Consider the following 26,010-nt stretch of genomic DNA (forward strand, 5'->3'; position numbering starts at 1 on the left):
ATGGAGTTCACCGAGTACCACACGCGCCTGGCGGCGTACGTCCTGATGGTGGACGAGCAGGAGCGGGTGCTGCTCGCGTGGTGGAACGGCGAGGGGCACAGCGACCCGGCTTGGTCCCTGCCCGGCGGCGAGCTGGGCACCACCGAGGTCGGCGGGTCCACCGACCGGGCCGCGTGGGTGCCGCTCGCCGAGCTCGAAGGCCAGCCCCGGGCCACGATCGTCGACATCGCGCTCGCCGCACGGGAGGCGAGGAGATGAGCCTCGCGATCCGCGTCATCCCGTGCCTCGACGTCGACGGCGGGCGCGTGGTCAAGGGCGTGAACTTCCAGGAGCTGCGCGACGCCGGCGACCCGGTCGAGCTGGCCCGGCTCTACGACGCCGAGGGCGCCGACGAGCTGACCTTCCTCGACATCTCCGCCTCCCACGAGGGCCGCGCGACCACGATGGAGGTGGTCTCGCGCTGCGCCGAGGAGGTGTTCATCCCGCTGACCGTCGGCGGAGGGGTCTCCTCGGTCGAGGACGTCGACCGGCTGCTGCGCGCCGGCGCCGACAAGGTCGCGGTCAACACCGCCGCGATCCACCGGCCCGAGCTGGTCCGCGAGATCGCGGAGCGGTTCGGCAACCAGGTCCTCGTGCTGTCCGTCGACGCCCGCCGTGCCGCCAGCACCGACTCCGGGTTCGAGGTCACCACCCACGGCGGCCGCAAGTCCGCCGGCCTCGACGCGATCGCCTGGGCCGTCCGCGCGGCCGAGCTCGGCGCGGGGGAGATCCTGCTCAACGCCATGGACGCCGACGGCACCCAGGACGGCTTCGACCTCGAGCTCATCCGCGCCGTACGCCGCGAGGTGACGATCCCCGTCATCGCCTCCGGCGGTGCCGGCGCGGTCGAGCACTTCCCGCCCGCCGTCGACGCGGGCGCGGACGCGGTGCTGGCCGCGACCGTCTTCCACTTCGGCACCCTGCGGATCGCCGACGTCAAGCAGGCGCTCGACGCCGCCGGTCACCCGGTGCGCTGAGCCTCGGCGTACGCCTGCTCGAGCGCGCGCACGCAGGTCAGCAGCGAGCGGATGACGCTCGCCCGGCCGTCGGGTGGCAGCTCGGGTCCGTCACCGAGGTCGGCCTCGAGCGGGGCGTCTGCGAACGTCGCGCGGATCAGCCGCTGCTCCGCCCTCGAGGTGGTGAAGAAGAGATCCTGCAGGACGAAGCCGTGCACGGTCGAGGCGAGGTAGGCGCGGCCCGCACCGTCGACCCGGGAGTGCGCCTCGACGGCGGCGGTCAGCCAGGACATGTCGTCCTCGGCGCTGGCCTCGAGCCAGTCGGAGACCAGCACGTAGACCAGTTGCCCCGCCGCGCGTACACCGGGGGAGCCCTCGTCCCTCGCGTCGTAGGGCATCGCGGCCGCGCGGTCGATCAACCGGTCCGCCTGTTCGGCGTCACCGGCCTCCTGCCGCGCCAGCGCCTTGGTCAGCAGGTTCGTGGCGCCGTCGATCTGGGCATGACTGCGCGCGTTCAGTCGCCGTCCCTCCGCGCGAACGAGCTCCCCGAACTCGGCGCGCTTGCCATAGGCCGGATCGAGCTCCTGCAGATCGAATCCAAGAAGGGGCTGCTCGGTCATGGTGCGACCCTACGACGCCGACCCGGGCGGGTTGTGGAGGACCGGGCCGCGGCCTCGCCGATCGGGGCAGGCTGACCGGGACCGTGACGATCCGCGTCGCGGATGTCACGATGGGGGCGACGCGTGTGTCCAGTCAGCCGGGAGAAGCCGTGTCCGCCCAGACCGAGCTGCCGCTGCCGACCGAGGTCGACCGGCTTGTCCGCGTGCCGTACGCCTTCGAGGACTACCTCGCGCTCCCCGAGCGGCACCGCGCGGAGTACGGCGAGGTGGCGCTGTCGCTGGACGCTCTGCTCGCCACCTGAGCGCCGCCCGGCTGTGGTCGGACGCGGCCTCGGCCGGGCGGGCCGTGGCGCCGAAGTTCGCCCGAGGACGTCAGGATCCGGACCGGACGACGGCCCTCGCAGCGGAGGTGAAAATAGTTGTCATAGAGATTATCGCCATCTAGACTGATTGTCATGCCCAGCCAGCCCGGTGCCACGGCCGGCGCCACCGTATGGCGGCTCGCCACGCGGTGGCGCACCGCGGTCGACGGCGCCGTGAGTGTTCACGGCCTCACGCACGCCACCTACGTGGTACTCGCCACGCTCTACTCGCTGCGAGGTACCGCTCGACCGGGGGACACCTCAGAACTGCCCAGCCAGCGCGTCCTCGCCGACGCGGCGGGCCTGGAGCCCATGTATGTCTCGCGGCTGATCCGCTCGTTGGAGTCCGACGGGCTGGTCGCCCGCAGTCGCGACGACCGCGATACGCGCGTCGTCCGTCTGGAGCTCACAGATGACGGCCTCGCGGTCGTCGGCCCGGCGATGCTGACGGTGCAGGCGCTTCTCGACCGGCTGCTCGCACCACTCGGCGGGCCGGGCAGCACTCGCACCGCCGAGTTCGTCGCCACTCTCGACGAGCTGCTCGACGCACCACTCGATCCTGGAGGCATCGATGCCTGACGTGGCCGTTCTCGACTCGACCATGCACTTCACCGAGACGGAGATCGCCGAGAGGCGCCCTGGGAGCACCAGGGCCACGCCGATCGTCTTCCTGCACGGGAATCCGTCGTCGTCGCACTCCTGGCGCAACGTGCTACCAGCGGTCGGGCGTGGCCGCCTGCTGGCACCCGACCTGATCGGCATGGGCAAGTCCGGCAAGCCGGACGTGGCCTACACGTTCGCCGACCATGCCCGCTATCTCGACGGCTGGTTCGACGCCGTACTGAGCCACGAGTCGGTGGTCCTCGTCGGACACGACTGGGGCGGTGCCCTTGCGATCGACCGGGCAGCGCGGTTCCCCGACAGGGTGCGCGGCATGGCGCTGTTCGAGGCGGTGCTCCGGCCGGTGCGGCCCGAGCACCTGTCCCCCCAGGCCCGCGCCCGGAGCGAGCTCATCGCATCACCGCAGGGCGAGGTGATGTTCCTGGACGATGACACTGCGGTCCGGCAGGCATACACCCACGGTGTGCTGACACCGCTGCCCGAGGAGGACCTCGCTCCGTACCTGGCGCCCTATCCCTCCCGGGAGAGTCGCCGGGTGCTGCTCGCCTGGGCGCGCCAGCTCGGTGCGCCGCCCGTCGAGTTGGTCGAGCGACTCGAGCGGGCCGGGGTCTGGCTGGAGGCGGCGGTGGACGTACCCAAGCTGCTGCTCACGTTCGAGGGCTCTCCCACCCTGTTGATCGACGAGCGGGCGACCGCTTGGGCGCAGGAGCATCTGGCCGCCGTCGAACTCGAGCGGCTCGGGTCAGCGGGGCACCACGCCGCCGAGGACAGGCCGGTCGAGATCGGCCGCGCGATAGGGGCCTGGCTGGATCGGCACGCGCTTCGCTGAACCGCTGAAGGTCCGCGGTGCGCGGCGTCGGGGGCCGAGGTCATCAGCGCACCTGCACGAGTTGATGCTCGGGACATGCGACGCGCCGCAGACCCGCGAAGTTGCGGAGCACCCCGGCCGGAGCACCCCGGCCGGCGCCCACCGGCCGGGGTCAGAGGCCGAGGTCGGCCGCCCGCAGCGCCGCGATCCGGTCCTCCGGGCCGTCGTAGGTGAGGTCGCGGACCGCGCTGCGGCCGAAGAGGAACAGCACCAGCTCGACGACCGGCGCGGTCACCGTGACCGGGTCGGCGCCCTTCTTCGCGGTGGCGGTCGCGCCCGTGTCGTCGCGGCGGATCACGGTCGGGACCGGCAGCCGCCGCCCGAAGAAGCCGATGCCCCGAGTGAGCCGCCTCCAGAGCAGGTCGAGCTCGGCGTCCGGGAGCGAGCGCGGCTCCCACGCCGGGCCGCCGCGGCGCAGGTCCTCGTGGTGCACGAGCAGCTCGAAGCCGTTCATCGCCTCGTCGAGGGGAGGCGCCGCACGGAGCAACGGCGCCGGCGTACGGAACCGCTCGACCGTCGCCTCGTAGCCCGTCGCCTGCTGGCGCGCCATGGCGCGCCGGGTGAGCCCGGAGAGTCGCCCGACCACGTTGCCCGCCGAGGCGACCGGCCGGCGCTCGCGGACAACGAGGTGCGCCATCAGGTCGGAGGCGGTCCAGCCCGCGCACAGCGTGGGCGCGTCGGGACCCAGCGCGAGGGCCAGGTCGCAGAGCTCGCGGCGCTCGCGCCGGGCGAGGGAGTCGGCCATGGCAGCGAGGCTACTGTCGGCGGCCCGGAATAGGGTGGCCGTCTCGCGGGGTTGTGCGCGGGGCGAGAGAGGCGGACGGGTGACGGACGAGCGGGCGCGGCGGGGTACGACGGGTGCCGGGTTCCGGGTACTCGGGGTCGCCATCCGGCGCGAGCCCGTCATCTTCGCGGTCTCGACGCTCGGCAGCCTCATCTTCGGCGCGCTCACCGTGGCCGACGCGTGGGTGCTCGGCTGGGCGACCGACCAGGTGGTGCTGCCCGCCTTCGAGGACGGCGAGATCGGCTCCGGCCTCCTGGTGGCAGTCGTCGCGCTGTTCCTCGGCGTCGCGCTGCTGCGCGCGGTCGGCATCGTCGCGCGCCGCCTCGGCGCCGGCGTCATGCAGTACCGCATGCAGGCGCACACTCGCCGGGCCGTCACCCGCCAGTACCTCCGCCTCCCGATGGAGTGGCACCAGCGCCACCCGACCGGCCAGCTGCTCTCCAACGCCAACTCCGACGTCGAGGCGGCGTGGGGACCGATCGCGCCGCTGCCGATGGCCGTCGGCGTGCTCGCCATGATGGCGATCGCGGTCGTCCAGATGCTCCTCGCCGACGTGGTGATGGCGCTGGTCGGCCTGCTGGTGTTCCCGGCGGTCGTGCTCGCCAACCTCGCCTACCAGCGCCGCGCCTCGCCGCTGATGACCAGGGCGCAGCAGCTGCGCGCGGAGCTGAGCGAGATCGCCCACGAGTCCTTCGACGGCGCGATGGTGGTCAAGACGCTGGGCCGCGAGGGCGAGGAGACCGCACGGTTCGCCGACATGGCCCACCGGCTGCGCGACGTGAACATCCGCGCGGGCCGGATCCGCGCCGCCTTCGACCCGACCCTCGCGGCGCTCCCCAACCTCGGCGTGCTCATCGTGCTCGCCGTCGGCGTCAGCCGCGTGGTCAGCGGCGCCACCGCCCCCGGCGACGTCGTGACGATCGCCTACCTGCTCACGGTCGTCTCGTTCCCGATCCGCGCGATCGGCTGGCTGCTCGGCGAGTTCCCCCGCAGCGTGGTCGGCTACCACCGGGTCCGCACCGTGCTGCGCGCGACCGGCGAGATGCCGTACGGCGAGCAGACGGTCGCCACGGCCGGGGCCGGCGCCCGGCTCGAGGTCGACGGGCTCCGGTACCGCTACGACGCCGACCAGCCGCTGCTCGACGGCGTGACTTTCACGGTCGAGCCGGGCCGCACCGTCGCTCTCGTCGGGGCGACCGCGTCCGGCAAGAGCACGCTCACCGGCCTGATGACCCGGCTGGTCGACCCCGACGGGGGCCGGATCCTGCTCGACGGCACCGACCTGCGCGACCTCGCCCGGGGCGAGCTCGCCCGCGCGATGGCGGTCGTGCCGCAGACCGCGTTCCTCTTCGACGACACCGTGCGCGGCAACGTCACCCTCGGCCACCAGGTAGGGGGTGCCGACGTCACCGACGAGCAGGTCTGGGCGGCCCTGCGTGCGGCGCAGGCCGACGGCTTCGTCGCCGCGCTGCCCGAGGGCCTCGACACCCGGCTGGGCGAGCGCGGCACCTCGCTCTCCGGCGGCCAGCGGCAGCGCATCTCGCTCGCGCGCGCCCTCGTGCGCGAGCCGCGGCTGCTGGTCCTCGACGACGCCACGTCGGCGGTCGACCCCGAGGTCGAGGCCCGCATCCTGGAGGCGCTGCGCTCCGGCAGCCACGGAGCGACGCTGGTGGTCGTCGCCTACCGCAAGGCGACGATCGCGCTGGCCGACGAGGTGGTCCACATCGAGGACGGCCGGGTCGCCGACCGCGGCACCCACGCCGAGCTGCTCGAGCGCAGCCCGGCCTACGCCCGGCTCGTCAACGCCTACGAGGCCGAGCTGGTGGGGGAGGCGGAGTGAGCACCGTGCTGGACAGCGGCGAGGAGATCGGCGCGGTCGCGACGATCCGCCGCGGCGTGCACTTCTCGCCCGAGCTCAAGGAGGGCCTCGGCGCGACGCTGGTGCTCGCGCTCATCGCCTCGATCGGCCAGGTGGTCGTCCCCGTCGCGGTGCAGCGCACCGTCGACCGCGGCCTGAACGGACCGAACGGCCCGGATGTCTCGTACGCCGTCGAGATGGGCCTCGCCGCCGCAGCCGCGATCGTGGTGGCGGGCTGGGCGTCGTACCTCATGACCGCACGGCTGTTCACCTCCTCCGAGCGCGGCCTGGCCACGCTGCGGATCAAGGCGTTCCGTCACGTCCACGACCTGCCGCTGCTCACCCAGAACACCGAGCGCCGCGGCGCGCTCGTCTCGCGGGTCACCAGCGACGTCGACCAGATCAGCCAGTTCCTGGTCTTCGGCGGCCTGCTGTTCATCGTCAGCGTCGGGCAGGTGCTGGTGGCGACCGTCGTGATGCTGTTCTACAGCTGGCAGCTCGCGATCGTGGTGTGGGTCTGCTTCGCGCCGCTGTTCTTGTCACTGCGCTACTTCCAGCGCAAGCTGTCCGACGCCTACGGCGTCGTCCGGCAGCAGGTCGGCGTGATGCTCTCGGCGATCTCCGAGCCGATCGTCGGTGCCGCCGTCGTCCGGTCGTACGCCGTCGAGGACCGCACCCAGGAGCGGATCGACCACGCGATCGACGAGTACAAGTCGGCGAGCACCCGCGCCCAGGGCTTCACCGCCTTCTCGTTCTCGCTCGGCGGCGTCTCGGCCGGGCTCGCCAACGCCGGCGTGATCGTGGTGGGCGTCTGGCTCGGCTTCGCCGACCAGATCACCGCGGGCGAGGTGCTCGCGTTCGCGTTCCTGGTCTCGCTGTTCGTCGGCCCCGTGCAGATGGGCACCCAGATCCTCACCGACGCCCAGAACGCCGTGGCGAGCTGGCGCCGGGTCATCGGGATCCTCGACACCCCGGCCGACCTGGTCGACCCCGGCCCGGACGGACAGGTGCTGCCGCGCGGACCGGTCGACGTGAGCTTCGACGACGTCACGTTCGCCTACCCGGGCGGCCCGCCGGTGCTGCGCGACATCCGGCTCGACCTGGCCGCGGGCACGAGGGTCGCGGTCGTCGGCGAGACCGGCTCCGGCAAGTCCACGATCGCCAAGCTGCTCACCCGGCTGATGGACCCGTCCGAGGGCGCGGTGCGCCTCGACGGCATCGACGTCCGTGACCTCTCGGCCGCCTCCATGCGGCGCAGCGTCGTGCTGGTGCCCCAGGAGGGCTTCCTCTTCGACGACACCATCGCCGCCAACGTCCGCTACGGCCGACTCGACGCCACCGACGCGGAGATCCTCGCCGCCGCCGAAGACCTCGGCCTCGGCGACTGGCTCGCCGGCCTGCCCGCCGGCATCGCCACCCGGGTCGGCCAGCGCGGCGAGTCGATGTCCGCTGGTGAGCGGCAGCTGGTCGCGCTGTGGCGGGCCCAGCTCGCCGACCCCGACCTGCTCGTCCTCGACGAGGCCACCAGCGCCGTCGATCCCGCCCTCGAGATGCGGATCGGTCGCGCGCTCGAGCGGCTGATGAGCGGCCGCACCTCGGTCACCATCGCCCACCGGCTCTCCACGGCCGAGAACGCCGACGACGTGGTCGTCGTCGACAAGGGCCGGATCGTCCAGCGCGGCCCGCACGAGGCCCTCGCGCGGGAGAAGGGCTCGGTCTACGCGGGCCTCTACGCCAGCTGGGTCGCTCAGCAGGGCTCCTGACACGCGGGACGTCATGCGGGCTGGTCGTGGTGGCCGTGCCTGGGCTGTCCCGGCTGCCGTCTCGGCGCAATTGCGCCGCTATGGCCGTGCCTGGGCTGTCCCGGCTGCCGTCTCGGCGCAATTGCGCTGTTGTGGCGGTGCTGGCCCCGGCCTGGCTGCCGTTCCGGCGCAATTGCGCCGCTATGGCGGTGCCTGCCGCGCTCCGACTGCCGTCTCAGCGCAGGTCGTCGGGGCAGCCGCGTCGTACGACGTCCCGATAGGCGCCGGCGTCGCGTGTACCTTCGGGTCGCATGAGCGTGGGCGACTTCTGGTACTGCGTGAGGCACCACCGGGTCGAGGACGACGACAGCCTGTGCCCGTCGATCGACCGGCTCGGCCCGTACGCCACCCGCGCCGAGGCGGAGCGCGCTCTGGAGAAGGCCGAGGAGCGCAACGAGGAGTGGGACAACGACCCGCGGTGGAATGACGACTGACGGGCCGGCGCGGTCGGTCTCGCCCTGGCCGTTCGTGGGCATGGCCGGGATGGCGTGCGCGCTCTTCCTGTACGGCGCCAGTGCGCTGTTCCTGCCGTGGTGGGCCGTGGCGCTCCTGATCGTCGCGTGGGTGGCGCTGTTCGTCGTCGCCTGCGCCTGGTGGACGCTGCACCCGACCTGGGTGCCGGGCGTGGCGGTCGCCGCGATCGTGCTGTGGGCCGCCTTCGTGGCGGTCAGCGCGGCCTGACGGCGACGATCGCGTCCTTCCCGCTGCCGTTGTCGGTGGTCAGGTAGAACACCGAGCCGGGGCCGTCGACGACCGTGCGGATCCGGCCGAATCGGCGCAGCCCGTCGGGTGTGCGCACGCCGCGGAGCGTGCCGGCCCTCGACAGCGTCAGGAACACCACGCGCTCGGCCTTGAGCGCGGCGACGGCGAAGGTGCCGTCGTACCGGCCCAGGCGCTCGCCGTAGACGAAGCCGCCGCCCGAGGTCGCGAGCGTCGGGTAGCCGGAGCGCCAGACCGCGGCGCGCTGCTTGCCCGGCAGCGACTGGTCGGTCATCGGGACGCTCTCGTCGTAGCCGGGGACCGGGTTGTAGCCGTAGTCGCCGCCCTTGCGCAGCCGGTTGACCTCGTCGTCGCGGTCGGTGCCCTGCTCGACCGACCAGAGCGTGCCGTCCCGACGCCGGTCCAGGCCCTGCACGTTGCGGTGGCCGTAGGTCAGGACGTAGCGCTGGTTGCGGTTGGCGGCGCGGATGAACGGGTTGGACCGGCACGGCCTGCCGGAGGCGGCGTTCAGGCACAGCGTCTTGCCGCCCAGCGACCTCTTGTCGCGCGGGTTGGTGCCGGTCGCCGCGTCGCCGGTGCCGACGTAGAGCCGGTCGCCGACCGCGAGCAGCCGGCAGCCGCCGTGCCGCCCGCTGGTCGCCGGGAAGCCGCCGATCAGCTGCCGGCTCCGCACGATGCGACGCAACGAGTCGTCCAGCGTCCAGCGCATCACCCGCACGTCGCGGCCGTCCCCGCCGGTGAACCCGCCCTGGCAGGTGTAGAAGACGCGGTTGCGCGCGAAGCCCGGGTCGGTCTCCAGCCCCATCAGCCCGGTCTCGCCCGAGACCCACACCTTGCCGCTCGGGAAGCCCCGGACCGTGCGCTTGCGGCCGTTCGTCCAGATCGACACCGTCGCGCGGTCGCGCTGGGTGAAGATCAGCCGCCCGTCGCCGATCGGCCGCACGTCCCACGGATGGTCGAGCCCGGTCACGACCCGGGTCGCCCGCAATTGCGGGAAGGCCGCGCGGTCCACGGCCTCCGGTGCCGGGCTCTGGCCCCGGGCCGGTACGGCGAGCAGCGTGCCGCCGAGGGCGAGCAGGACGGCGAGGACGACTCGGCGCATGCCGTCAACCTACCCAGCTGCGCTGATCTAGAACGTGTGCTCGTCCGCGGGGAACGTCCCGGCCCGCACGTCGGCCGCGTAGTCCTGAGCCGCCTTCAGCAGTACGCCGTGCAGGTCGGCGTACTGCCGCACGAACCGTGGCAGCCGGCCGGTGCGCAGGCCGAAGGCGTCCTGCCAGACGAGCACCTGGCCATCGCAGCCGGCGCCGGCGCCGATGCCGATCGTGGGGATGCCGACCGAGGCGGTCACCTCGGCGGCGACGTTGCCGGGCACCATCTCCATCACGATCGCGAACGCGCCGGCCTCCTCCATCGCGGCCGCCTCCTCGACGACCTTCGTGGCGGCGTCGCCGCGGCCCTGGACCCGGTAGCCGCCCAGGCTGTGCTCGGACTGCGGGGTGAAGCCGATGTGCGCCATCACCGGGATGCCGCCCTCGGTCAGCTTGCGGACCTGGGGGGCCATCTCGACCCCGCCCTCGAGCTTCACCGCGTGGGCGTTCGCCTCCTTCATGAAGCGGACGGCGGTGAGGTAGGCCTGCTCGGGGGAGGCCTGATAGGAGCCGAAGGGCAGGTCGGCGACGACGAGCGCGCGGCGCACCGAGCGCGACACCGCGCGGGCCAGCGGGATCAGCTCGTCGACGGTCACCGGGAGCGACGTCTCGTTCGCGTAGACGTTGTTCGACGCGCTGTCGCCGACCAGCAGCACCTCGATGCCGGCCTCGTCGAAGGTCCGGGCGGCGTACTGCTCGTAGGCGGTGAGCATCGCGAACCGCTCGCCGCGCTGCTTCATCTCGCGCAGGTGGTGGGTGCGGATCCGCTTGATCGAAGCGCCGCCGGTGGTCGAGCCTGTCGAGACCCCGGAACCGTAGGGGGACGTCTCCTCGGTGCTCATCTGTGCTCCCTGACTGTCATCTCGCGGCTCCCCGGTGGAGTCCACGGACCGTTCGTCAGGCTAGCCCCGCCCGGGCCGGCCGAGCCGTGTGTCGCTGCTCACTGCACGGCCGCGACCGCGGCCTCGATCTCGGCGATGACGATCTTCTGCTGCCGCATCATCGCGCCGATCGCCGCCTGGGCACGGACCGGGTCGGGGTCGGAGATCAGCTCGTAGAGCCGGACCGGGACGATCTGCCAGGACAGCCCGAACCTGTCCTTCAGCCACGCGCACTGGCTCGGTACGCCGCCGGCGACGAGCGTGTCCCAGTAGTAGTCGACCTCGGACTGGTCCGCGCAGCTGACGCTGAGCGAGATCGTCTCGGTGAAGCCGGCGTACACCGGGCCGCCGTTGATCCCGCGGAACGGCCGGCCGTCGAGGGTCCACTCGGCCGCGAGGACGCGGCCGTCGTGGTCGGGGGAGACCGCGCGGATCTCCGAGTTCGGGAAGACGTCGGTGTAGAACTCCACGGCGTCCATCAGGTTGTCGTCGAACCACAGGCAGGTGCTGATCTCGGGCATGACCGTTCCGACCCGGCGCGCCGGGAGAACTCATCGCAACTCGCCACAACCCGGCGGGGTCGTGGCAGCGTTCCACCAGCGAAGGAGGTCGATGGACGAGCGGGAGTTCACCGCCTGGGCGGCCGGCGTCGAGCGCCGGCTGCTGCGCTCGGCATACCTGCTCACCGGAGACCTGCACCGTGCGGAGGACCTGGTCCAGGAGGCGCTCGTGAAGGTCGCGCTGCGATGGGACCGGCTGCGCGACGGCAACCCGACGGCGTACGCCCGCACGATCATCGTGCGCGACAACGTCTCGTGGTGGCGCCGGCACCGGCGCGAGCTGACCGTCGAGGAGCCGGCGGTGACCGCGACCGTGTCGTCGGACCCCGACGCCGCTCTCGTCGTACGCCGGGCGCTGGGTCGGCTGACGGCCGCGCAGCGCGCGGTCGTGGTGCTGCGGCACTTCGACGACCTGTCCGTCGAGGAGACCGCCACGATCCTCAAGATCGCGCCCGGCACCGTGAAGAGCCAGAACGCGGCCGCCCTCGCCCGGCTCCGCGACGGCGCACCGGAGCTGCTCGACCTGATCGGGAGGAAGCGATGACCGATCTCCACGACCTGCTCGACCTGGCCACCGACCGGGTCGAGGCGACCGGGCTCGCACCGGTCGCGCTGACGACCGCGCGCCGTCGGCGGCGTACCCGTCGGGCGGTGCTCGCGTCCGCGGCCGCCGTCGTGGTGGTCGCCGGGGTCGCGGTCGCCGGGCGGCTGGTCGACGACCCGTCCGCACAGCCCGAGCCGGCCGGGCCGACCCGGACGGTCGAGCCCGACCTCCCGTCGTTCGACCCGAGGCGCGTCGACGACCTGCCCGCCGCGCCGGCCGGGCTGATGCCGGTGCTGCCGGCCGAGCTCGACGTGCCGACGTCCACGCCGGAGCTCTCCGCCGACCCGGTCGAGGCCGCGGTGCTCACCGTCGGCCGCACCGACGCGGTGAAGGTGCTCGGCGTCGACGGCGTCTGGCGCCACGTCGACCCGCCGGTGCCGGGCGGCAGCGTCGAGCTGACCCGAGACGGCACCCGGCTGCTGGTGCAGACCGCCGACGGCGTCGACCTCTGGGACGTCGCCACCGGCGAGCGCACGTCGCTCCCGCAGCCGCCCGGTCCGACCGGCAAGGTCGGCTGGCGCTGGCGCGACGACGGGGCCCTCGTGGTCTTCGACCTCGGCCGCGCCTGGACGGTGGACGAGGCCACCGGCGAGGTGGGCCGCCAGGTCGACCGCGAGAGCCTGTGGGACGTCGTCAACGGCGATGCGACCGTCAAGGTCGGCCGGCCCGCCGGCGAGGACTCCCTGGCCGTCACCGTGGTGCGCGGCGGCGACATGGGCGACCGGCTGCTGGTCCGCGACGACAACCGGGCCACGTACTCGAACGGCGGTCTCTCGGTCCAGACCCTCCTCGACGACGGCACGGTGCTGCTGCGGGTCCTGGTCGACCCGGGGCCGCGCGCCAGCGTCAGGCTCGTCGCCTGGGACCCGCGCACCGGCGACCTGTCGCTGGTCATGCGCACCTCCGAGGTGCTGCCGAGCTGGTCGGTCGCGACGGAGCTGCTCGGATGAGAAGGGCAACGCTGGTCCTCGTCGCCGCGCTGCTGCCGCTGACCGGCTGCACGGCGAACCGACCCATCGGGGGGTCTGCTGAGGAGCCTCCTGCTGAGGAGCCGGCCGCGGACCGGCGGGTCGTGCGTGCGGTTCCCTCCGCCCCCTCCACCTGGCCGCGCCTGCGCTCGGCGCTGCCGCGGCGGGTGCCGACGGACTGGTCGGCGTTGCCGGCGCTGCTCGACGACCCGCCGGGGCGGGCCTCGGCGGTCTACCACCCGCCCGAGAGGTGGCCCGAGCCGGTCGACGGATGGGCGAGCGAGACGCTGCTGTTCTACGGCGTCGATGGCACCTGGCGCCGGCTCAGGATGGACGAGCTCGGCCTGGCCGACGAGGGCTGGGGAAGCTACGACACGTACGGCGCGGGCAGCCTCTCGCCCGATGGCCGGCGGTGGGCCGGCACCTCGCGCCTGGGCGTGATCGTGCTCGACCTCGCCACGGGAGAGGCACAGACCATCGGTCTCGGCTCCGACTGGACCGCCTCGGTGGAGTGGCGGCCCGACAGCCGGTCGCTCCTGGTCTCACATGGCTCGTGGCCCCCACGGTTCGAGCGGCTCGAGCTGCCGAGCGGTCGGCGCACCCTGCTGCCGTTCCGGTCGTGGCAGGCGGGCTTCGCGCCCGACGGGACCGCCTTCTCGGTGCGAACCGCCGGTCCGGGGCCTGCCGACCTCGTGACATGGAAGCGGGGCGTGCCCGTGCCACGCGGGGAGCTCGACCTGCCCAGGCTCGCTCGCTCGCCGTACGCCGGGGGCCTCATCGGCCCGGGGATGACCGACGGCCGCTTCCTGGTCGTGGTACAGCGGCCGCCGTACCGGACCTTCGACCTGGTGGTCGTCGGGACTACCAGCCTCGAGGTGGAGGCGCGGCTCCATGTGCCACGGCGCATCCGGTTCAACTTCACCGGCTTCAGGTGGCTGGACCCCCGGACGGTCCTGCTGGGCATCGGCCCGGGTCTGATCGCCTGGCGCCCCGCCGAGGGAGCGCTCTATCGGGTGACGGACCTGCCCGACCCGGGCCGCGACGCCTACGCGACGCTCGCCGTCGCGCTCGACCTCGTCAAGGCGGGGCCGGCCGGCACGGGCCGGTCCTCATGAGGGCGGCAGCCGTGCTCGCGGCCGCCCTGCTGCTCGCCGGGTGCACGGGCAGCGCCCCGGCCGGAGATCCGGCCGACGAGGTCCCCTCGCCTCGTCCGGCCGCGGACCGGCGCTGGGATCCGCGCGACGTCGCGGAGCTCCCGGCGGCGGGCCGCGAGGTCCTGCCGGGCCTGCCGGACGAGGTGACGCCACCGGACCGGGCGCCGTCGCTGGCCACCCGCCCGATGGCTGCCGCCGTGCTGGGGGTCCAGCGGCTCGACGACCGGATCCTGCTCCTCGGTGGCGACGGCTCGTGGCGGGAGGTGTGGCCCGGCGAGCAGGACGCGCGCGGGTCGCTCTCGCCGGACGGCACCCGCCTCGCGATCCTGCTCAGCGACCGGATCGAGCTGTGGTCCCTGCCGACGGGGCAGCGCACGGAGCTCGACCTGCCGGCCCGCCTCCGCCCGTGGGACTTCGCCCGGATCGCCTGGATCGACGACGCCGCGCTGCTGCTCGACGACCGGGCCGGCGGCTGGCGCATCGACATCGCCTCCGGGAGGGCCGAGCGGACGCCGTACCCACGCGACCTCTCCTGGACGGTGGCCGCCGACGGCACGCTCCTCGAGACGACCGATCCTCGCCGGCGGCCCGCCGTGGTCGACTGGTCGGACGGGACGGCACGCCGGGTCGACCTCGCCGAGGTCGGGACACCGCTCCAGGTCCGTGCCAGCGCGGACGTCGTGGCCGGGACGGCGTACGGCGACGGCGACGTCATCGCCTTCGCGTTCGACCGCGACGCCCCCGAGGCGATCCGGACCCTGCGGATGCGGGACTTCGACGCCAACTACAGCAACTGGGCGCTCCGGGTGGCGCACGTCCTCGACGACGGCAGCGTGCTGCTGTGGATCGCGATCCCCGGGCGGCGCAGCGAGGACGACGGCTGGCGGCTGGTCCGCTGGGACCCGGCGACCGACGCCCTGGCCACCGTGACGTCCAGCGACGCCAACCCGACGTGGGACCTGATGGTCGCGCGCGCAGCCTGCTGTGATGCGGCCCCCCTGCGTGGTGCCACGAGTGGAACACTGGTGGCGTGGACTTCTACTCCGCCTACGCGCACGGGTTCGCCCGGGTGGCGGCCTGCACGGTGCCGGTGCGGGTCGCCGACCCGGAGGCGAACGCGCGCGCCGTCCTCGAGCAGGCCCGGCTGTGCGACGCGGAGGGCGTCGCGATCGCGGTGTTCCCCGAGTTGTGCCTGAGCGGGTACGCCGTCGACGACCTGTTCCTCCAGGACGTGCTGCTCGACGCGGTGGCCGACCAGGTCGCCGCGATCGTCGCGGCGTCGGAGGACCTGCTGCCGGTGCTCGTCGTGGGGGCGCCGGTCGCGCACGGGAGCCGGGTGCTCAACGCCGCGGTCGTGATCCACCGGGGCCGGATCCTGGGCGTTGCGCCGAAGTCCTACCTGCCGACCTACCGGGAGTTCTACGAGCGCCGGTGGTTCGCGCCCGGCGACGACGTGCGCGGCACCACGGTCCTGGCCGGCCAGGAGGCGCCGATCGGGCCGGATCTGCTCTTCGCGGCCGAGGACGTGCGCGGCTTGGTGCTCCATGTCGAGGTCTGCGAGGACATGTGGGTGCCGGTGCCGCCGAGTGCCGCGGCCGCCCTCGCCGGCGCGACCGTGCTCGCCAACCTCTCCGGCAGCCCGATCACCGTCGGCCGGGCCGAGGAGCGCCGGCTGCTGGTCCGCAGCGCATCGAGCAGGTGCCTGGCGGCGTACCTCTATGCGGCCGCGGGCCAGGGCGAGTCGAGCACCGACCTGTCCTGGGACGGACAGACGATGGTCTACGAGCACGGCGAGCTGCTCGCCGAGACCGAGCGGTTCCCCGACGGGGCGCGCGCCTCGATCGCCGACCTCGACCTCGACCGGACCCGGCTGGAGCGGCTGCGCACCGGGACCTTCGACGACAACCGTCGGGCGGTCTCGACGGGCTCGACCGCCGGGGGGTTCCGGCGGGTCGGCTTCCAGCTGGCGCCACCCACCGGCGACATCGGGCTGCGCCGCACGGTGGGCCGGTTCCCGTTCGTGCCCGACGACCCGGAGCGGCTGGCGCAGGACTGCTACGAGGCCTACAACATCCAGGTCTCCGGGCTGGAGCAGCGCCTGTCGGCCATCGGCCAGCCCAAGGTGGTCATCGGCCTCAGCGGCGGCCTCGACTCCACGCACGCCGTGCTGGTCGCGGCGAAGGCGATGGACCGGCTCGGGCGCGACCGCAGCGAGATCCTCGGCTTCACGATGCCCGGCTTCGCGACCGGCGACGCGACCAGGTCCTCTGCGACCCGGCTCGCGAAGTCGCTCGGCATCGCCTTCGAGGAGCTCGACATCACCGCCGCCGCGCGGCAGCTGCTGACCGACCTCGACCACCCGTTCGCGGACGGCGAGGAGGTCTACGACGTCACCTTCGAGAACGTCCAGGCCGGGCTGCGCACCGACTACCTCTTCCGGCTCGCCAACCACCGCGGCGGCATCGTGCTCGGCACCGGCGACCTCTCCGAGCTCGCGCTGGGCTGGTGCACGTACGGCGTGGGCGACCAGATGTCCCACTACAACGTCAACGCCGGCGTACCCAAGACCCTCATCCAGCACCTCATCCGCTGGGTGATCGGCACCGGGCAGTTCGACGACGAGACGAACGACGTGCTCACCGACGTCGTCGGGCAGGAGATCACCCCCGAGCTGATCCCGAGCACCGACCGCGTGCAGGCCACCGAGGAGTCGGTGGGGCCGTACTCTCTCCAGGACTTCACGCTCTTCCACGTGCTGCGCTACGGCTACCCCCCGAGCAAGGTCGCGTTCCTCGCCTGGCACGCCTGGCGCGACGCCGATGCGGGGGAGTGGCCGCCGAACTACCCGGCCGACAAGCGGGCGGCGTACGACCTCGCGACGATCCGGCGGTGGCTCGAGGTGTTCGTCCGGCGGTTCTTCGCCAGCCAGTTCAAGCGCTCCGCGCTGCCGAACGGCCCCAAGGTCAGCCCCGGCGGCACGATGTCGCCGCGCGGCGACTGGCGGATGCCGTCGGACGCCTCGCCCGCCGCCTGGCTGGCCGAGCTGGAGGCCAACGTCCCGCAGACCTGACCCGGGCTTAGCCTCGCGTTAGCGAGGCGCTGGAGCGCCCTTAGCGACACCGGCGGCATCGTCCTCCTCGTCCACACGAGAGATGGAGAAGACGATGAAGAAGGCACTGATCGCGGCCGCGGCCGTGGTCGTGGTCGCGGTGGTCGCCGGCGGCGCCTGGCTGCTGCTCAGCGACCGCAACGGCGAGAAGACGGCCCGCGGCACCTGTGGCAACACCGCCTACGACCTGTCGGTCCGCAACGACGACGGCGGGCTCAAGCTGACCTTCGAGCTCCAGTCCGCTGCTCCCGGTGAGACCTGGAACGTCGTCGTCGAGCAGGACGGCCGCAGCGTGCTGTCCGGCGACCGGCAGACCGACGAGGACGCCGAGCTCGACGCGGACGTGCTCGTCAACGAGAGCGACGGCACGTCGTTCACCGTGACCGCGACCCCCAGAGCGGCGAGGCCTGCACGGTCTCGCTCGACCGCTGACCACCCACCCGAAACACTGGAGGAAGAACCCATGAAGCGCACCATCGCCCTGACCACCGCCGCGACCCTCGTCGCCGGCCCCGCCGCCCTCGCCGTCGTCCTCGCCGGACCCGCGCAGGCCGACGGCCCCGAGCGGCAGGTCTCCGGCAGCGTCGCCGGCGCCCGCTACCACATCTCGGCCGACAAGGAGGACGGCCGGTACGAGGTCGACGCCGACCTCGACGGCGTGCCCGCCGGATCGAGCTGGCGGATGGTCGTCCGCCACGACGGCCGGAAGGTCGCCACCCGCACCGCTCGGGCGGTCCGCGACGACGGCCGGTACGACGTCGACTTCGCCGGCGTCCGCCGCCCCGACAGCGCCGGGCGAGACGTCTTCAAGGTGACGCTCACGCGCACCGACGGCGCCGGGTCGGTGACCCGCACCCTCACGTTCGCCCGCTGACCCGCGCAGCGCGGGACCGCTCAGGCGGGCGGGCCGAGCTCCACGACGACCCGCCCGCCGCCCAGCGGGGAGGCACCCCACGACAGGCCGCCACCGGACTCGGTGGCGGTCTTGTCGACGATGGCGAGGCCCAGGCCGGTGCCCCCCGCGCCGGACTCGCCGCGGCCGATGATGTCGACGCCGTCGGGGAAGCCCGGGCCGCCGTCGTCGATCGTCAGCACCAGGCCCCCGCCGGGCCGGCCGGACAGCGTGATCCGCACGGGCGCCAGCTCCGGCGTGTGGGTGAAGACGTTGTCGAGCAGCGCGTCGACCACGGCCTGGAGGTCCTCCTCGGACGTCCGGACCGGGATCGGCCCGGACGGCTCGACCACGACCTCGAAGGGCCGGCCGAGATCCTCGGCCAGCGGCGCCCAGAAGCCGGCCCGCTCGGCCACGACCGCCACCCCGTTCGCGCGGGGTACGACGCCCTCGCGCTCGCTCCGACGGGCCTCGCGCACGACGTGGTCGACGGTCGCCTGGAGTTCGTCGAGGTCGGCGGAGAGCCGCTCCCGCTCACCGGGGTCGGCCACCCCGTCCACCCGCAGCCGCAGCGCGGTCATCGGGGTGCGCAGCCGGTGCGAGACGTCCGCGACGGAGGCGCGCTCGCGCTCGAGCAGGCTCTCGATCCGCTCGACCAGCCGGTTCATCGCGGTCGTCAGCTCGCGCACCTCCGGCGGCCCGGCCGGGGGCAGCGGATCGGGGCGCGTGCGCCCACCGAGGTCGGCGGCGTACTCCGCGAGCCGGCGGATCGGGTGCACGAAGGAGCGCCCCAGCCGGTCGGCGAGCACGAGCGCGCCGAGGAGCAGCGCGATGCCGAGGCCCAGCAGCACCAGCCAGCTCCGCACGATGTCGGAGCCCAGCCCGGGGGCGCGCACCTCGACGCGGATCACCGGGGTGTCCGCGGGTGCGGCGCTGCTGCCGCCCAGCGAGACCGGCACCAGGATCTCCGAGCCGCCGGCGACGTCGTGCACGCTGGCCTGGCCGGTGAGGCGGGCCTCGACGACGTCGGCGTCCTCGCCGGGCGACGGGCCGACGCCCTCGCCCTCCGGGAACCGGCTGGTCGGGGGATAGAGGACGGTCGTGACGACGCCGCCGTCGTTGATCCGCTCGAGGTACGCCGCGACCGACCCCCGGTCCGGGCCGGCTCCCGAGACGACGGTCTCGGTCGCCTGCACCTCCAGCGCCGCCCGGGAGAGCCGGTTCTCGAGCGCGTAGCTCCTCAGCAGCACGGCCATCGGCACCAGCATCGCCAGCAGCACCATCGCGACCGCGGCCGCGACGGTGAGGATCAGGCTCCGGCGCATCCGGTCACTCCCCGGGCGCGGACAGCCGGACGCCGACGCCGCGGACGGTGTGCAGGTAGCGCGGCTCGGCCGCGGTCTCGCCGAGCTTGCGCCGCAGCCAGGAGAGGTGGACGTCGACGGTCTTGTCCGATCCGCCCCACGGCTGCTGCCAGACCTCGGTCAGCAGCTCGCGCTTGGTCACCACCTCGCCGGGCCGCTCGGCCAGATGGCGCAGGAGGTCGAACTCGCGGGGCGTCAGGTCGAGCGGCGTACCGCCCAGCGTCACGCGGCGCGCCGCCACGTCGACCTCGAGCCCGCCGACCACCACGGGGCGCCGCTCCGCCCGGGGCGTGCCGGAGCGGCGCATCACGGCGCGGATGCGGGCCTCCAGTTGGTCGGTCGTGAACGGCTTGACGACGTAGTCGTCGGCCCCGGCATCCAGGCAGCCGACCAGGGACGGGTCGTCGTCGCGCGCGCTCGCCACGATGACCGGGACCTCGCTGACGGCGCGCAGCATCGAGAGCACCTGGGTGCCGTCGACGTCGGGGAGCCCGAGGTCGAGGATCACCAGGTCGGGCCGGTGGTCGATGGCCAGCTGCAGGCCCTGCATGCCGGTGGCGGCCGAGGAGACCGCGTGGCCACGCTCGCCGAGCGACCGGATCAGCAAGGGCCGGATCCTCGGATCGTCCTCGATGATCAGCACCTGGGCCACGTCGAGAACCTAGCCCCTCGGGTCGACAGCGCCGCCCTCCTTAGCGCGCCGTTAACCGTCCGCTAGGGACGCGACGAGGTGCGCGGGGCAGGATGGCCGGGTGCGCAGGCGCTGGATCGGGTACGTCGCGGCGTGGCTGGTGGCCGCCGCGGCCGCGGTCACCGCCGGCGTGCTCGCGGTGACCTCGGTCGGCGCCAGCGTGCGGGACCGCGGCCCCCTCGGCAACGAGGTCCAGCGGGTCGAGAGCATCGGGGGCTCGGCGAAGCCGCTGCCCGGCGCCGCGCGGGCGACCCGCACGATCGAGGACGACTTCGGGACCTTCGAGGTCGAGTGCCGCGGCGCGGTCGCCTACGGACTCGCGACCCGCGCCAACCCCGGCTGGCGCACGGTCAGCTACGAGCCGGGGCCCGACGACGACGTCGGCGCGGTCTTCGCCCGGGCCGGCGGCTCGATCGAGGTGGACGTCTACTGCAACCAGGGCCGGCCGACCGTCTCGGACATCGAGCGCAAGACCCTGTCCGACGACGACTGACCGCCGACTAGGCTCAGGCCCATGGGAAAGCAGGAGGACTTCGTTCTCAGGGCTCTGGAGGAGCGTGACGTCCGGTTCGTCCGGCTGTGGTTCACCGACGTGCTCGGGTTCCTCAAGTCGGTCGCCGTGGCGCCGGCCGAGCTCGAGGGCGCGTTCTCGGAGGGCATCGGCTTCGACGGCTCGGCGATCGAGGGCTTCGCGCGCGTCTACGAGGCCGACATGCTCGCGATGCCCGACCCGGCGACGTTCCAGATCCTGCCGTGGCGGGGCGAGGGCCCCGCAACGGCGCGGATGTTCTGCGACATCCTGATGCCGGACGGCTCCGCGTCGTACGCCGATCCGCGGCACGTCCTCAAGCGCACGCTGTCGCGGGCGGCCGACCAGGGGCTCACGTTCTACACGCACCCCGAGATCGAGTTCTACCTCTTCAAGGACACCCCGGTCGCGGGCGCCGAGCCGGCGCCGGTCGACCGCAGCGGCTACTTCGACCACACCGCGCAGTCGCACGGCGCGGACTTCCGCCGCGAGGCGATCACGATGCTCGAGGCGATGGGCATCTCGGTCGAGTTCAGCCACCACGAGGGCGGCCCGGGCCAGCAGGAGATCGACCTGCGGTACGCCGACGCGCTGACCACCGCCGACAACGTGATGACCTTCCGCACGGTGATCCGCGAGGTCGCGCTGGGCCAGGACATCTGGGCGACGTTCATGCCCAAGCCGTTCACCGCCCACCCGGGCTCGGGCATGCACACCCACGTCTCGCTCTTCGAGGGCGACCGCAACGCGTTCTTCGAGGCCGGCGCGGAGTACCAGCTCTCCAAGGTCGGCCGGCAGTTCATCGCCGGCGTACTGCGCCACGCCAGCGAGATCAGCGTCGTCACCAACCAGTGGGTCAACAGCTACAAGCGGCTGATGTTCGGGGGCGAGGCGCCGTCCTACATCTGCTGGGGCCACAACAACCGCTCCGCGATGATCCGGGTGCCGATGTACAAGCCCAACAAGGGCCAGTCCACGCGGATCGAGCTGCGCACCATCGACGCCGCCTGCAACCCCTACCTCGCGTTCGCGGCCGTGCTGGCCGCCGGTCTCAAGGGCATCGAGGGGGACTACGAGCTCCCGCGCGAGGCCGAGGACGACGTCTGGGCGCTCACCGAGCGCGAGCGCAAGAGCCTCGGCATCGAGCCGCTGCCGCGCAGCCTGGCCGAGGCGATCGCCGTGGCCGAGCGCTCCGAGCTGCTCGCCGAGACGCTGGGCGAGCAGGTCTTCGACTTCTTCCTGCGCAACAAGCGCGCGGAGTGGGAGGAGTACCGCGGGCAGGTCTCGGCCTTCGAGCGCGACCGGATGCTCCCGGTCCTGTGACGGCGGTGCGCTGATGGAGCGGGCGATCACCGAGGACCGCGTCGCCGGCATCAGGTCGCTGCTCTGGGCCGCGATCGCCTGCGCGGCCCTCCTGCTGCTCGTCGCGGCGTGGGCGGCCACCAACGACAGCGGGCGGTACGCCGTGACGCTGACCGTCGCCGCGGTCGTCCTGGTCGCCGTGGCCGGCTACTCGCTGCACGCGCTGCGCGCCCGCGACGCACGCGCCCGCCGCGGCGCGATCGCGACCGGCGTGCTGATGATCGTGCTCGGCGTACCCGCCGTGCAGGTCTGGATCGGCGTCGTGATGGCGATCGCCGGGCTGGGCCTGCTGTTCGTGATCCTCAACAGGGAGGCCGAGCGGTGACCCGTGTGCTCGTGGTCGAGCACGACGCGGAGTGCCCGCCGGCGTGGCTCGGCAGCTGGCTGGAGGAGGCCGGGTGCGCGCTCGAGGTCGCGCGGCCGTACGCCGGCGAGCCGCTGCCGGCGCTCGACGGCTACGAGGGGCTGGTGGTCCTCGGCGGGCCGATGGGCGCGAACGACGACGAGAAGCACGCCTGGATCGGGCCGGTCAAGCAGCAGCTGCGTGCGGCACACGCGGCCGGGCTGCCGACGCTCGGCATCTGCCTGGGCCACCAGCTGATCGCGGCCGCGCTCGGCGGCACGGTGCGCCCCAACGACCGCGGCCAGCAGGTGGGGCTGCTCGGGATCGGCTGGACCGCCGCCGCGCCGGACGACCCGCTGCTCGGGCCGCTCGCGACGCCGCGCCGCGGCGTGCAGTGGAACGACGACGTGGTGGTCGAGCTCCCGGCCGGCGCCGTACTCCTCGCGGAGACCGAGCGCGGCGAGGTGCAGGCGGCGCGGTTCGGGCCGCGGATGTGGGGGGTCCAGCTCCACCCGGAGGTGGACGCGGCCGTCCTCCGGCCGTGGGCCGAGGAGGACCGCGGGTCGCACCAGACCCGCGGCATCGACACCGACGGGCTGCTCCGCGACGTCGACACCGCCCGCGCGGAGCTGGACGAGGCGTGGCGGCCGCTCGCGACCGGGTTCGCCCGGCTGGTGGAGGAGTACGCCGCGCGATGACGCGGGCGCCGACCGGCAAGGGGAGCCTGCTGCGCCTGGGTTTCCTCGACCCGGACGCCGCGCTGGCCGCGCTCGATCGGCTCGGCGACGCGGCCGACCCGCTGCTCGCGCTGGTCGCCCGCACCGCCGACCCAGACGAGGCGGTCGCCGGGCTGACCCGGCTGCTCGACGCGGTCGACGATCCCCGCGAGCTGGTCGGGGCGCTGGTCGAGGACGAAGGCACCGCGATGCGGCTGCTCAGCGTGCTCGGCGCCAGCGAGGCGCTCGCCGACCACCTGCGCCGCCACCCCGACCACTGGCGCGAGCTCACCGACTCCCGGCTCGGCTCGACCCGGCCCGCGGCCTGGGCGGTCCGCGCCGGCCTCCTGGGGGCGGTGGGCGCGGACCCGCGCGACCCGGCGCCGACGGCGACGCTGCCCGACGAGCGGGCGGTCGACGCGCTGCGGGTGGAGTACCGCCGGGTGCTGCTGCGGCTCGCGGCCCGCGACCTGGCCCACCACCTCGGCGTGGACGACGCGGCTGCCGAGCTCTCCGACCTGGCGGCCGGCACGCTCGACGCCGCCCTCGCGGTCGCCCGGCAGCGCGTCGGCGAGGATGCCCGGCTGGCCCGGCTGGGCGTGGTCGCGATGGGCAAGTGCGGCGGCCACGAGCTCAACTACGTCTCCGACGTCGACGTGATCTTCGTGCACGCGCCGGCCGACGGCGCCGAGGAGAACGACGCCCTCCGCGTCGCCACCCAGCTGGCCGGCCACCTGATGCGGGTCTGCTCCGACCACACCGGCGAGGGCACCATCTGGCCGGTCGACGCCGCGCTGCGCCCCGAGGGCAAGGCGGGGCCGCTGGTGCGCACGATCGCCAGCCACCGCGGCTACTACGAGCGCTGGGCCAAGACGTGGGAGTTCCAGGCGCTGCTCAAGGCCCGGGCGGTCGCGGGCGACCTGGCCCTGGCGCGCGAGTTCGTCGAGATGACCCGCCCGATGGTGTGGTCCGCGGCCGAGCGCGAGGGGTTCGTCGAGGACACCCAGGCGATGCGCCGCCGGGTGATCGACCACATCCCGGCCAAGGAGGCCGAGCGGCAGCTCAAGCTCGGCGAGGGCGGGCTGCGCGACGTCGAGTTCGCCGTCCAGCTCCTCCAGCTCGTGCACGGCCGCGCCGACGAGCGGGTCCGCGCGCCCGCGACGCTGAGCGCGCTGGCCGAGCTCACCGCGGGCGGGTACGTCGGCCGCGAGGACGGCGTCGCGCTGCACGAGGCCTACGCCTTCCTGCGCACGCTGGAGCACCGCATCCAGCTCCACCGGATGCGCCGGCTGCACGTCGTACCCGACGACGAGGCGTCGCTGCGCCGGCTGGGCCGCGGGCTCGGCTTCCTCAAGGACCCAGTCGGCCTGCTCGACAAGACCTGGCAGCACCACCGCCGCGAGGTGCGCCGGCTGCACGAGAAGCTCTTCTACCGCCCGCTGCTCGCCGCGGTCGCGAAGATCCCCGGCGACGAGGCGCGGCTCTCGCCCGAGGCCGCGGAGCGGCGGCTGGCCGCGCTCGGCTTCCTCGACCCGCAGGGCGCGCTGCGGCACCTCGAGGCGCTCACCACCGGCGTCACCCGGACCGCGCAGATCCAGCGCACCCTGCTGCCGGCGATGCTCGGCTGGTTCGCCGAGGCGCCCGACCCGGACGCCGGGCTGTGGGGCTTCCGCCGGATCAGCGAGTCGCTCCGCGCGACCCCCTGGTACCTCTCCACACTGCGCGACGAGGGCGAGGTCGCCGAGCGGCTGGCCCGGCTGCTCGCGACCTCCCGCTACGCCACCGACCTGCTCGAGCGGGAGCCGCAGGGCGTGCGGATGCTGGGGGGCGACCTGAGGCCGCTCGCGGCCGAGTCGCTGGGCGAGGAGATGCTCGCGTCGTCCGGCCGGCACGAGCAGGCCGAGGACGCGGCGCTCGCCATCCGCGGCGTACGCCGGCGCGAGCTGCTGCGCATCGCCGCCGGCGACCTGCTCGGCCTGACCGACGTCGCCGAGGTCGGCGCGGCGCTGTCGCGGCTCACCGACGCGACCCTGGAGGCGACGCTGGCGGTCGCGGGCCGGGCGGTGCGCGCGCAGAAGGGGCTGGACGAGGCGCCGACCCGGATGGCGATCGTCGCGATGGGGCGGTACGGCGGGTTCGAGCTGTCCTACGGCAGCGACGCCGACGTGATGTTCGTGCACGATCCCGAGCCCGGCGCGGACGCGCAGGCGGCGGCGTCGTACGCCCAGGGCGTCGCGAACGAGCTGCGCCGGCTGCTCGCGCTCCCCGGGCCCGACCCGGCGCTCGAGGTCGACGCCGACCTGCGGCCCGAGGGCAGGCAGGGGCCGCTCGTGCGCACGCTCGACGCCTACGCGGCCTACTACGCCAAGTGGTCGAAGGTCTGGGAGGCGCAGGCGCTGCTGCGGGCCGACGCGGCCGTCGGCGACGCGGAGGTGCGCCGGCGGTTCACCGAGCTGGTCGACCCGCTGCGCTACCCGCCGTCGGGCATCTCCGCCGACGACGCCCTCGAGGTGCGCCGGATCAAGGCGCGGGTCGACGAGGAGCGGCTGCCGCGCGGCGCCGACCCGCACACCCACCTCAAGCTCGGCCGCGGCGGCCTGGCCGACATCGAGTGGACCGTGCAGCTGTTGCAAATGCGCCATGCCGGCGCCGTACCGGCCCTGCGCACGCCGCGGACCCTCGACGCGCTCGCCGCCGCCCGCGACGCGGAGCTGATCGACGAGGACGACGCCGCCGTGCTCCAGCAGGCCTGGCGTCGGGTCAGCCGCGTGCGCAACGCGGTGACCCTGGTGCGCGGCAGGCCGGGCGACGAGCTGCCCCGCGATGTCCGCGAGCGGGCCGCCGTGGCCGCGGTGCTGGGCTACCCGCCCGGCTCCTCGGACGCGATGGTCAACGACCAGCTGCGCTACACCCGCCTGGCCCGCGCCGTCGTCGACCGGGTCTTCTGGGAGTGAGCCGGGAGGCGGCCGGCCGGGGCGGGCTTGTCAGGCTCCTCCTGACGTTGTCAGGGGTTGCAACGGCTGACAACGTCGGGGATCCCCGGTCAGCCGGGGATC

General features: G+C 73.8%; 27 protein-coding genes. 20 read left to right on the plus strand and 7 right to left on the minus strand.

Annotation, left to right across the window (positions count from 1 at the left end; genetic code table 11):
* Together ACYVKX_RS04140 and hisF are read left to right on the plus strand one after the other, a co-directional pair.
* Positions 1–258, plus strand: coding sequence for a hypothetical protein (locus ACYVKX_RS04140; protein ID WP_460829329.1), 258 nt, complete (start codon positions 1–3; stop codon positions 256–258).
* Positions 255–1,016 (plus strand): imidazole glycerol phosphate synthase subunit HisF, encoded by a 762-nt coding sequence (hisF, locus tag ACYVKX_RS04145; RefSeq protein ID WP_460829330.1) that lies wholly within the window; start codon positions 255–257, stop codon positions 1,014–1,016. Before ACYVKX_RS04140 ends, hisF begins: the two co-directional genes overlap by 4 nt.
* Here hisF and ACYVKX_RS04150 read toward each other — a convergent pair.
* On the minus strand, positions 1,001–1,615 hold the full coding sequence (locus ACYVKX_RS04150) for a hypothetical protein (RefSeq protein WP_460829331.1): 615 nt from the start codon (positions 1,613–1,615) through the stop codon (positions 1,001–1,003). The two genes, hisF and ACYVKX_RS04150, sit on opposite strands and share 16 nt — an antisense overlap.
* A gap of 149 nt (positions 1,616–1,764) precedes the next feature.
* Between ACYVKX_RS04150 and ACYVKX_RS04155 the strand changes: the two genes are divergently transcribed.
* From ACYVKX_RS04155 to ACYVKX_RS04165, 3 genes are all read left to right on the plus strand, one after another.
* Positions 1,765–1,917: a hypothetical protein gene (locus ACYVKX_RS04155; protein WP_460829333.1), complete on the plus strand. Its 153-nt coding sequence runs from the start codon at positions 1,765–1,767 to the stop codon at positions 1,915–1,917.
* Between the two features lie 153 nt (positions 1,918–2,070).
* Complete coding sequence (locus tag ACYVKX_RS04160) at positions 2,071–2,556, plus strand: MarR family winged helix-turn-helix transcriptional regulator (protein ID WP_460829334.1); 486 nt, start codon at positions 2,071–2,073, stop codon at positions 2,554–2,556.
* A complete protein-coding gene (locus ACYVKX_RS04165; protein WP_460829335.1) occupies positions 2,549–3,427 on the plus strand; it encodes a haloalkane dehalogenase in 879 nt (292 codons plus the stop codon). The genes ACYVKX_RS04160 and ACYVKX_RS04165 overlap by 8 nt, the downstream gene beginning before the upstream one ends.
* A gap of 151 nt (positions 3,428–3,578) precedes the next feature.
* Here the strand turns inward: ACYVKX_RS04165 and ACYVKX_RS04170 are convergent, their stop codons facing one another.
* Positions 3,579–4,211: a TIGR03085 family metal-binding protein gene (locus tag ACYVKX_RS04170; protein ID WP_460829336.1), complete on the minus strand. Its 633-nt coding sequence runs from the start codon at positions 4,209–4,211 to the stop codon at positions 3,579–3,581.
* A 79-nt stretch (positions 4,212–4,290) separates the two neighbouring features.
* Here ACYVKX_RS04170 and ACYVKX_RS04175 point away from each other — a divergent pair, with 79 nt between their 5' ends.
* From ACYVKX_RS04175 to ACYVKX_RS04190, 4 genes are all read left to right on the plus strand, one after another.
* Entirely contained in the window at positions 4,291–6,090 is a 1,800-nt protein-coding gene (locus ACYVKX_RS04175) for an ABC transporter ATP-binding protein (protein WP_460829338.1), read from the plus strand.
* On the plus strand, positions 6,087–7,871 hold the full coding sequence (locus tag ACYVKX_RS04180; protein ID WP_460829340.1) for an ABC transporter ATP-binding protein: 1,785 nt from the start codon (positions 6,087–6,089) through the stop codon (positions 7,869–7,871). The genes ACYVKX_RS04175 and ACYVKX_RS04180 overlap by 4 nt, the downstream gene beginning before the upstream one ends.
* A gap of 290 nt (positions 7,872–8,161) precedes the next feature.
* Positions 8,162–8,344, plus strand: coding sequence for a hypothetical protein (locus ACYVKX_RS04185; RefSeq protein WP_460829341.1), 183 nt, complete (start codon positions 8,162–8,164; stop codon positions 8,342–8,344).
* Entirely contained in the window at positions 8,334–8,591 is a 258-nt protein-coding gene (locus ACYVKX_RS04190; protein WP_460829342.1) for a hypothetical protein, read from the plus strand. Before ACYVKX_RS04185 ends, ACYVKX_RS04190 begins: the two co-directional genes overlap by 11 nt.
* On the opposite strand, the gene ACYVKX_RS04195 is transcribed toward ACYVKX_RS04190, so the two are convergent.
* The 3 genes from ACYVKX_RS04195 to ACYVKX_RS04205 form a co-directional block, all read right to left on the minus strand.
* On the minus strand, positions 8,578–9,732 hold the full coding sequence (locus ACYVKX_RS04195; protein ID WP_460829343.1) for a PQQ-dependent sugar dehydrogenase: 1,155 nt from the start codon (positions 9,730–9,732) through the stop codon (positions 8,578–8,580). The two genes, ACYVKX_RS04190 and ACYVKX_RS04195, sit on opposite strands and share 14 nt — an antisense overlap.
* 27 nt (positions 9,733–9,759) lie before the next feature.
* Positions 9,760–10,623, minus strand: a complete 864-nt coding sequence (panB, locus tag ACYVKX_RS04200) for a 3-methyl-2-oxobutanoate hydroxymethyltransferase (protein ID WP_460829344.1) — start codon at positions 10,621–10,623, stop codon at positions 9,760–9,762.
* Positions 10,624–10,721: 98 nt separating this feature from the next.
* Positions 10,722–11,183, minus strand: a complete 462-nt coding sequence (locus tag ACYVKX_RS04205; RefSeq protein ID WP_460829345.1) for a VOC family protein — start codon at positions 11,181–11,183, stop codon at positions 10,722–10,724.
* Positions 11,184–11,274: 91 nt separating this feature from the next.
* Between ACYVKX_RS04205 and ACYVKX_RS04210 the strand changes: the two genes are divergently transcribed.
* The 6 genes from ACYVKX_RS04210 to ACYVKX_RS04235 all read left to right on the plus strand — a co-directional run bounded on the left by ACYVKX_RS04210 (position 11,275) and on the right by ACYVKX_RS04235 (position 17,931).
* The gene (locus ACYVKX_RS04210) at positions 11,275–11,766 is read left to right on the plus strand and encodes a SigE family RNA polymerase sigma factor (protein WP_460829346.1); all 492 of its coding nucleotides are present in this window, start codon (positions 11,275–11,277) and stop codon (positions 11,764–11,766) included.
* A complete protein-coding gene (locus tag ACYVKX_RS04215) occupies positions 11,763–12,776 on the plus strand; it encodes a hypothetical protein (RefSeq protein WP_460829347.1) in 1,014 nt (337 codons plus the stop codon). The genes ACYVKX_RS04210 and ACYVKX_RS04215 overlap by 4 nt, the downstream gene beginning before the upstream one ends.
* Positions 12,773–13,909, plus strand: coding sequence for a WD40 repeat domain-containing protein (locus tag ACYVKX_RS04220; RefSeq protein WP_460829348.1), 1,137 nt, complete (start codon positions 12,773–12,775; stop codon positions 13,907–13,909). The genes ACYVKX_RS04215 and ACYVKX_RS04220 overlap by 4 nt, the downstream gene beginning before the upstream one ends.
* Positions 13,906–15,144 carry a hypothetical protein gene (locus ACYVKX_RS04225; protein WP_460829349.1) on the plus strand — a complete coding sequence of 413 codons (1,239 nt, stop codon included), beginning with the start codon at positions 13,906–13,908 and terminating at the stop codon, positions 15,142–15,144. Before ACYVKX_RS04220 ends, ACYVKX_RS04225 begins: the two co-directional genes overlap by 4 nt.
* Positions 15,033–17,018: an NAD(+) synthase gene (locus ACYVKX_RS04230; RefSeq protein WP_460829451.1), complete on the plus strand. Its 1,986-nt coding sequence runs from the start codon at positions 15,033–15,035 to the stop codon at positions 17,016–17,018. The genes ACYVKX_RS04225 and ACYVKX_RS04230 overlap by 112 nt, the downstream gene beginning before the upstream one ends.
* A gap of 94 nt (positions 17,019–17,112) precedes the next feature.
* Entirely contained in the window at positions 17,113–17,931 is an 819-nt protein-coding gene (locus ACYVKX_RS04235; protein WP_460829350.1) for a hypothetical protein, read from the plus strand.
* A gap of 20 nt (positions 17,932–17,951) precedes the next feature.
* Here ACYVKX_RS04235 and ACYVKX_RS04240 read toward each other — a convergent pair whose 3' ends face one another.
* Together ACYVKX_RS04240 and ACYVKX_RS04245 are read right to left on the minus strand one after the other, a co-directional pair.
* Positions 17,952–19,274 (minus strand): sensor histidine kinase, encoded by a 1,323-nt coding sequence (locus ACYVKX_RS04240; RefSeq protein WP_460829352.1) that lies wholly within the window; start codon positions 19,272–19,274, stop codon positions 17,952–17,954.
* A gap of 4 nt (positions 19,275–19,278) precedes the next feature.
* Positions 19,279–19,965: a response regulator transcription factor gene (locus ACYVKX_RS04245; protein ID WP_460829353.1), complete on the minus strand. Its 687-nt coding sequence runs from the start codon at positions 19,963–19,965 to the stop codon at positions 19,279–19,281.
* A 100-nt stretch (positions 19,966–20,065) separates the two neighbouring features.
* Here ACYVKX_RS04245 and ACYVKX_RS04250 point away from each other — a divergent pair, with 100 nt between their 5' ends.
* From ACYVKX_RS04250 to ACYVKX_RS04270, 5 genes are read left to right on the plus strand one after another with little or no spacing between them, the layout of a single operon-like run.
* On the plus strand, positions 20,066–20,497 hold the full coding sequence (locus ACYVKX_RS04250) for a hypothetical protein (protein ID WP_460829354.1): 432 nt from the start codon (positions 20,066–20,068) through the stop codon (positions 20,495–20,497).
* A gap of 54 nt (positions 20,498–20,551) precedes the next feature.
* Positions 20,552–21,856 carry a glutamine synthetase family protein gene (locus tag ACYVKX_RS04255; protein WP_460829452.1) on the plus strand — a complete coding sequence of 435 codons (1,305 nt, stop codon included), beginning with the start codon at positions 20,552–20,554 and terminating at the stop codon, positions 21,854–21,856.
* 13 nt (positions 21,857–21,869) lie between these two features.
* Positions 21,870–22,220, plus strand: a complete 351-nt coding sequence (locus ACYVKX_RS04260) for a hypothetical protein (protein WP_460829355.1) — start codon at positions 21,870–21,872, stop codon at positions 22,218–22,220.
* Positions 22,217–22,936, plus strand: a complete 720-nt coding sequence (locus ACYVKX_RS04265) for a type 1 glutamine amidotransferase (RefSeq protein ID WP_460829356.1) — start codon at positions 22,217–22,219, stop codon at positions 22,934–22,936. The genes ACYVKX_RS04260 and ACYVKX_RS04265 overlap by 4 nt, the downstream gene beginning before the upstream one ends.
* Entirely contained in the window at positions 22,933–25,908 is a 2,976-nt protein-coding gene (locus tag ACYVKX_RS04270) for a bifunctional [glutamine synthetase] adenylyltransferase/[glutamine synthetase]-adenylyl-L-tyrosine phosphorylase (protein WP_460829357.1), read from the plus strand. Before ACYVKX_RS04265 ends, ACYVKX_RS04270 begins: the two co-directional genes overlap by 4 nt.
* Positions 25,909–26,010 lie beyond the last annotated feature (102 nt).

This window comes from Nocardioides hungaricus (assembly GCF_054782915.1).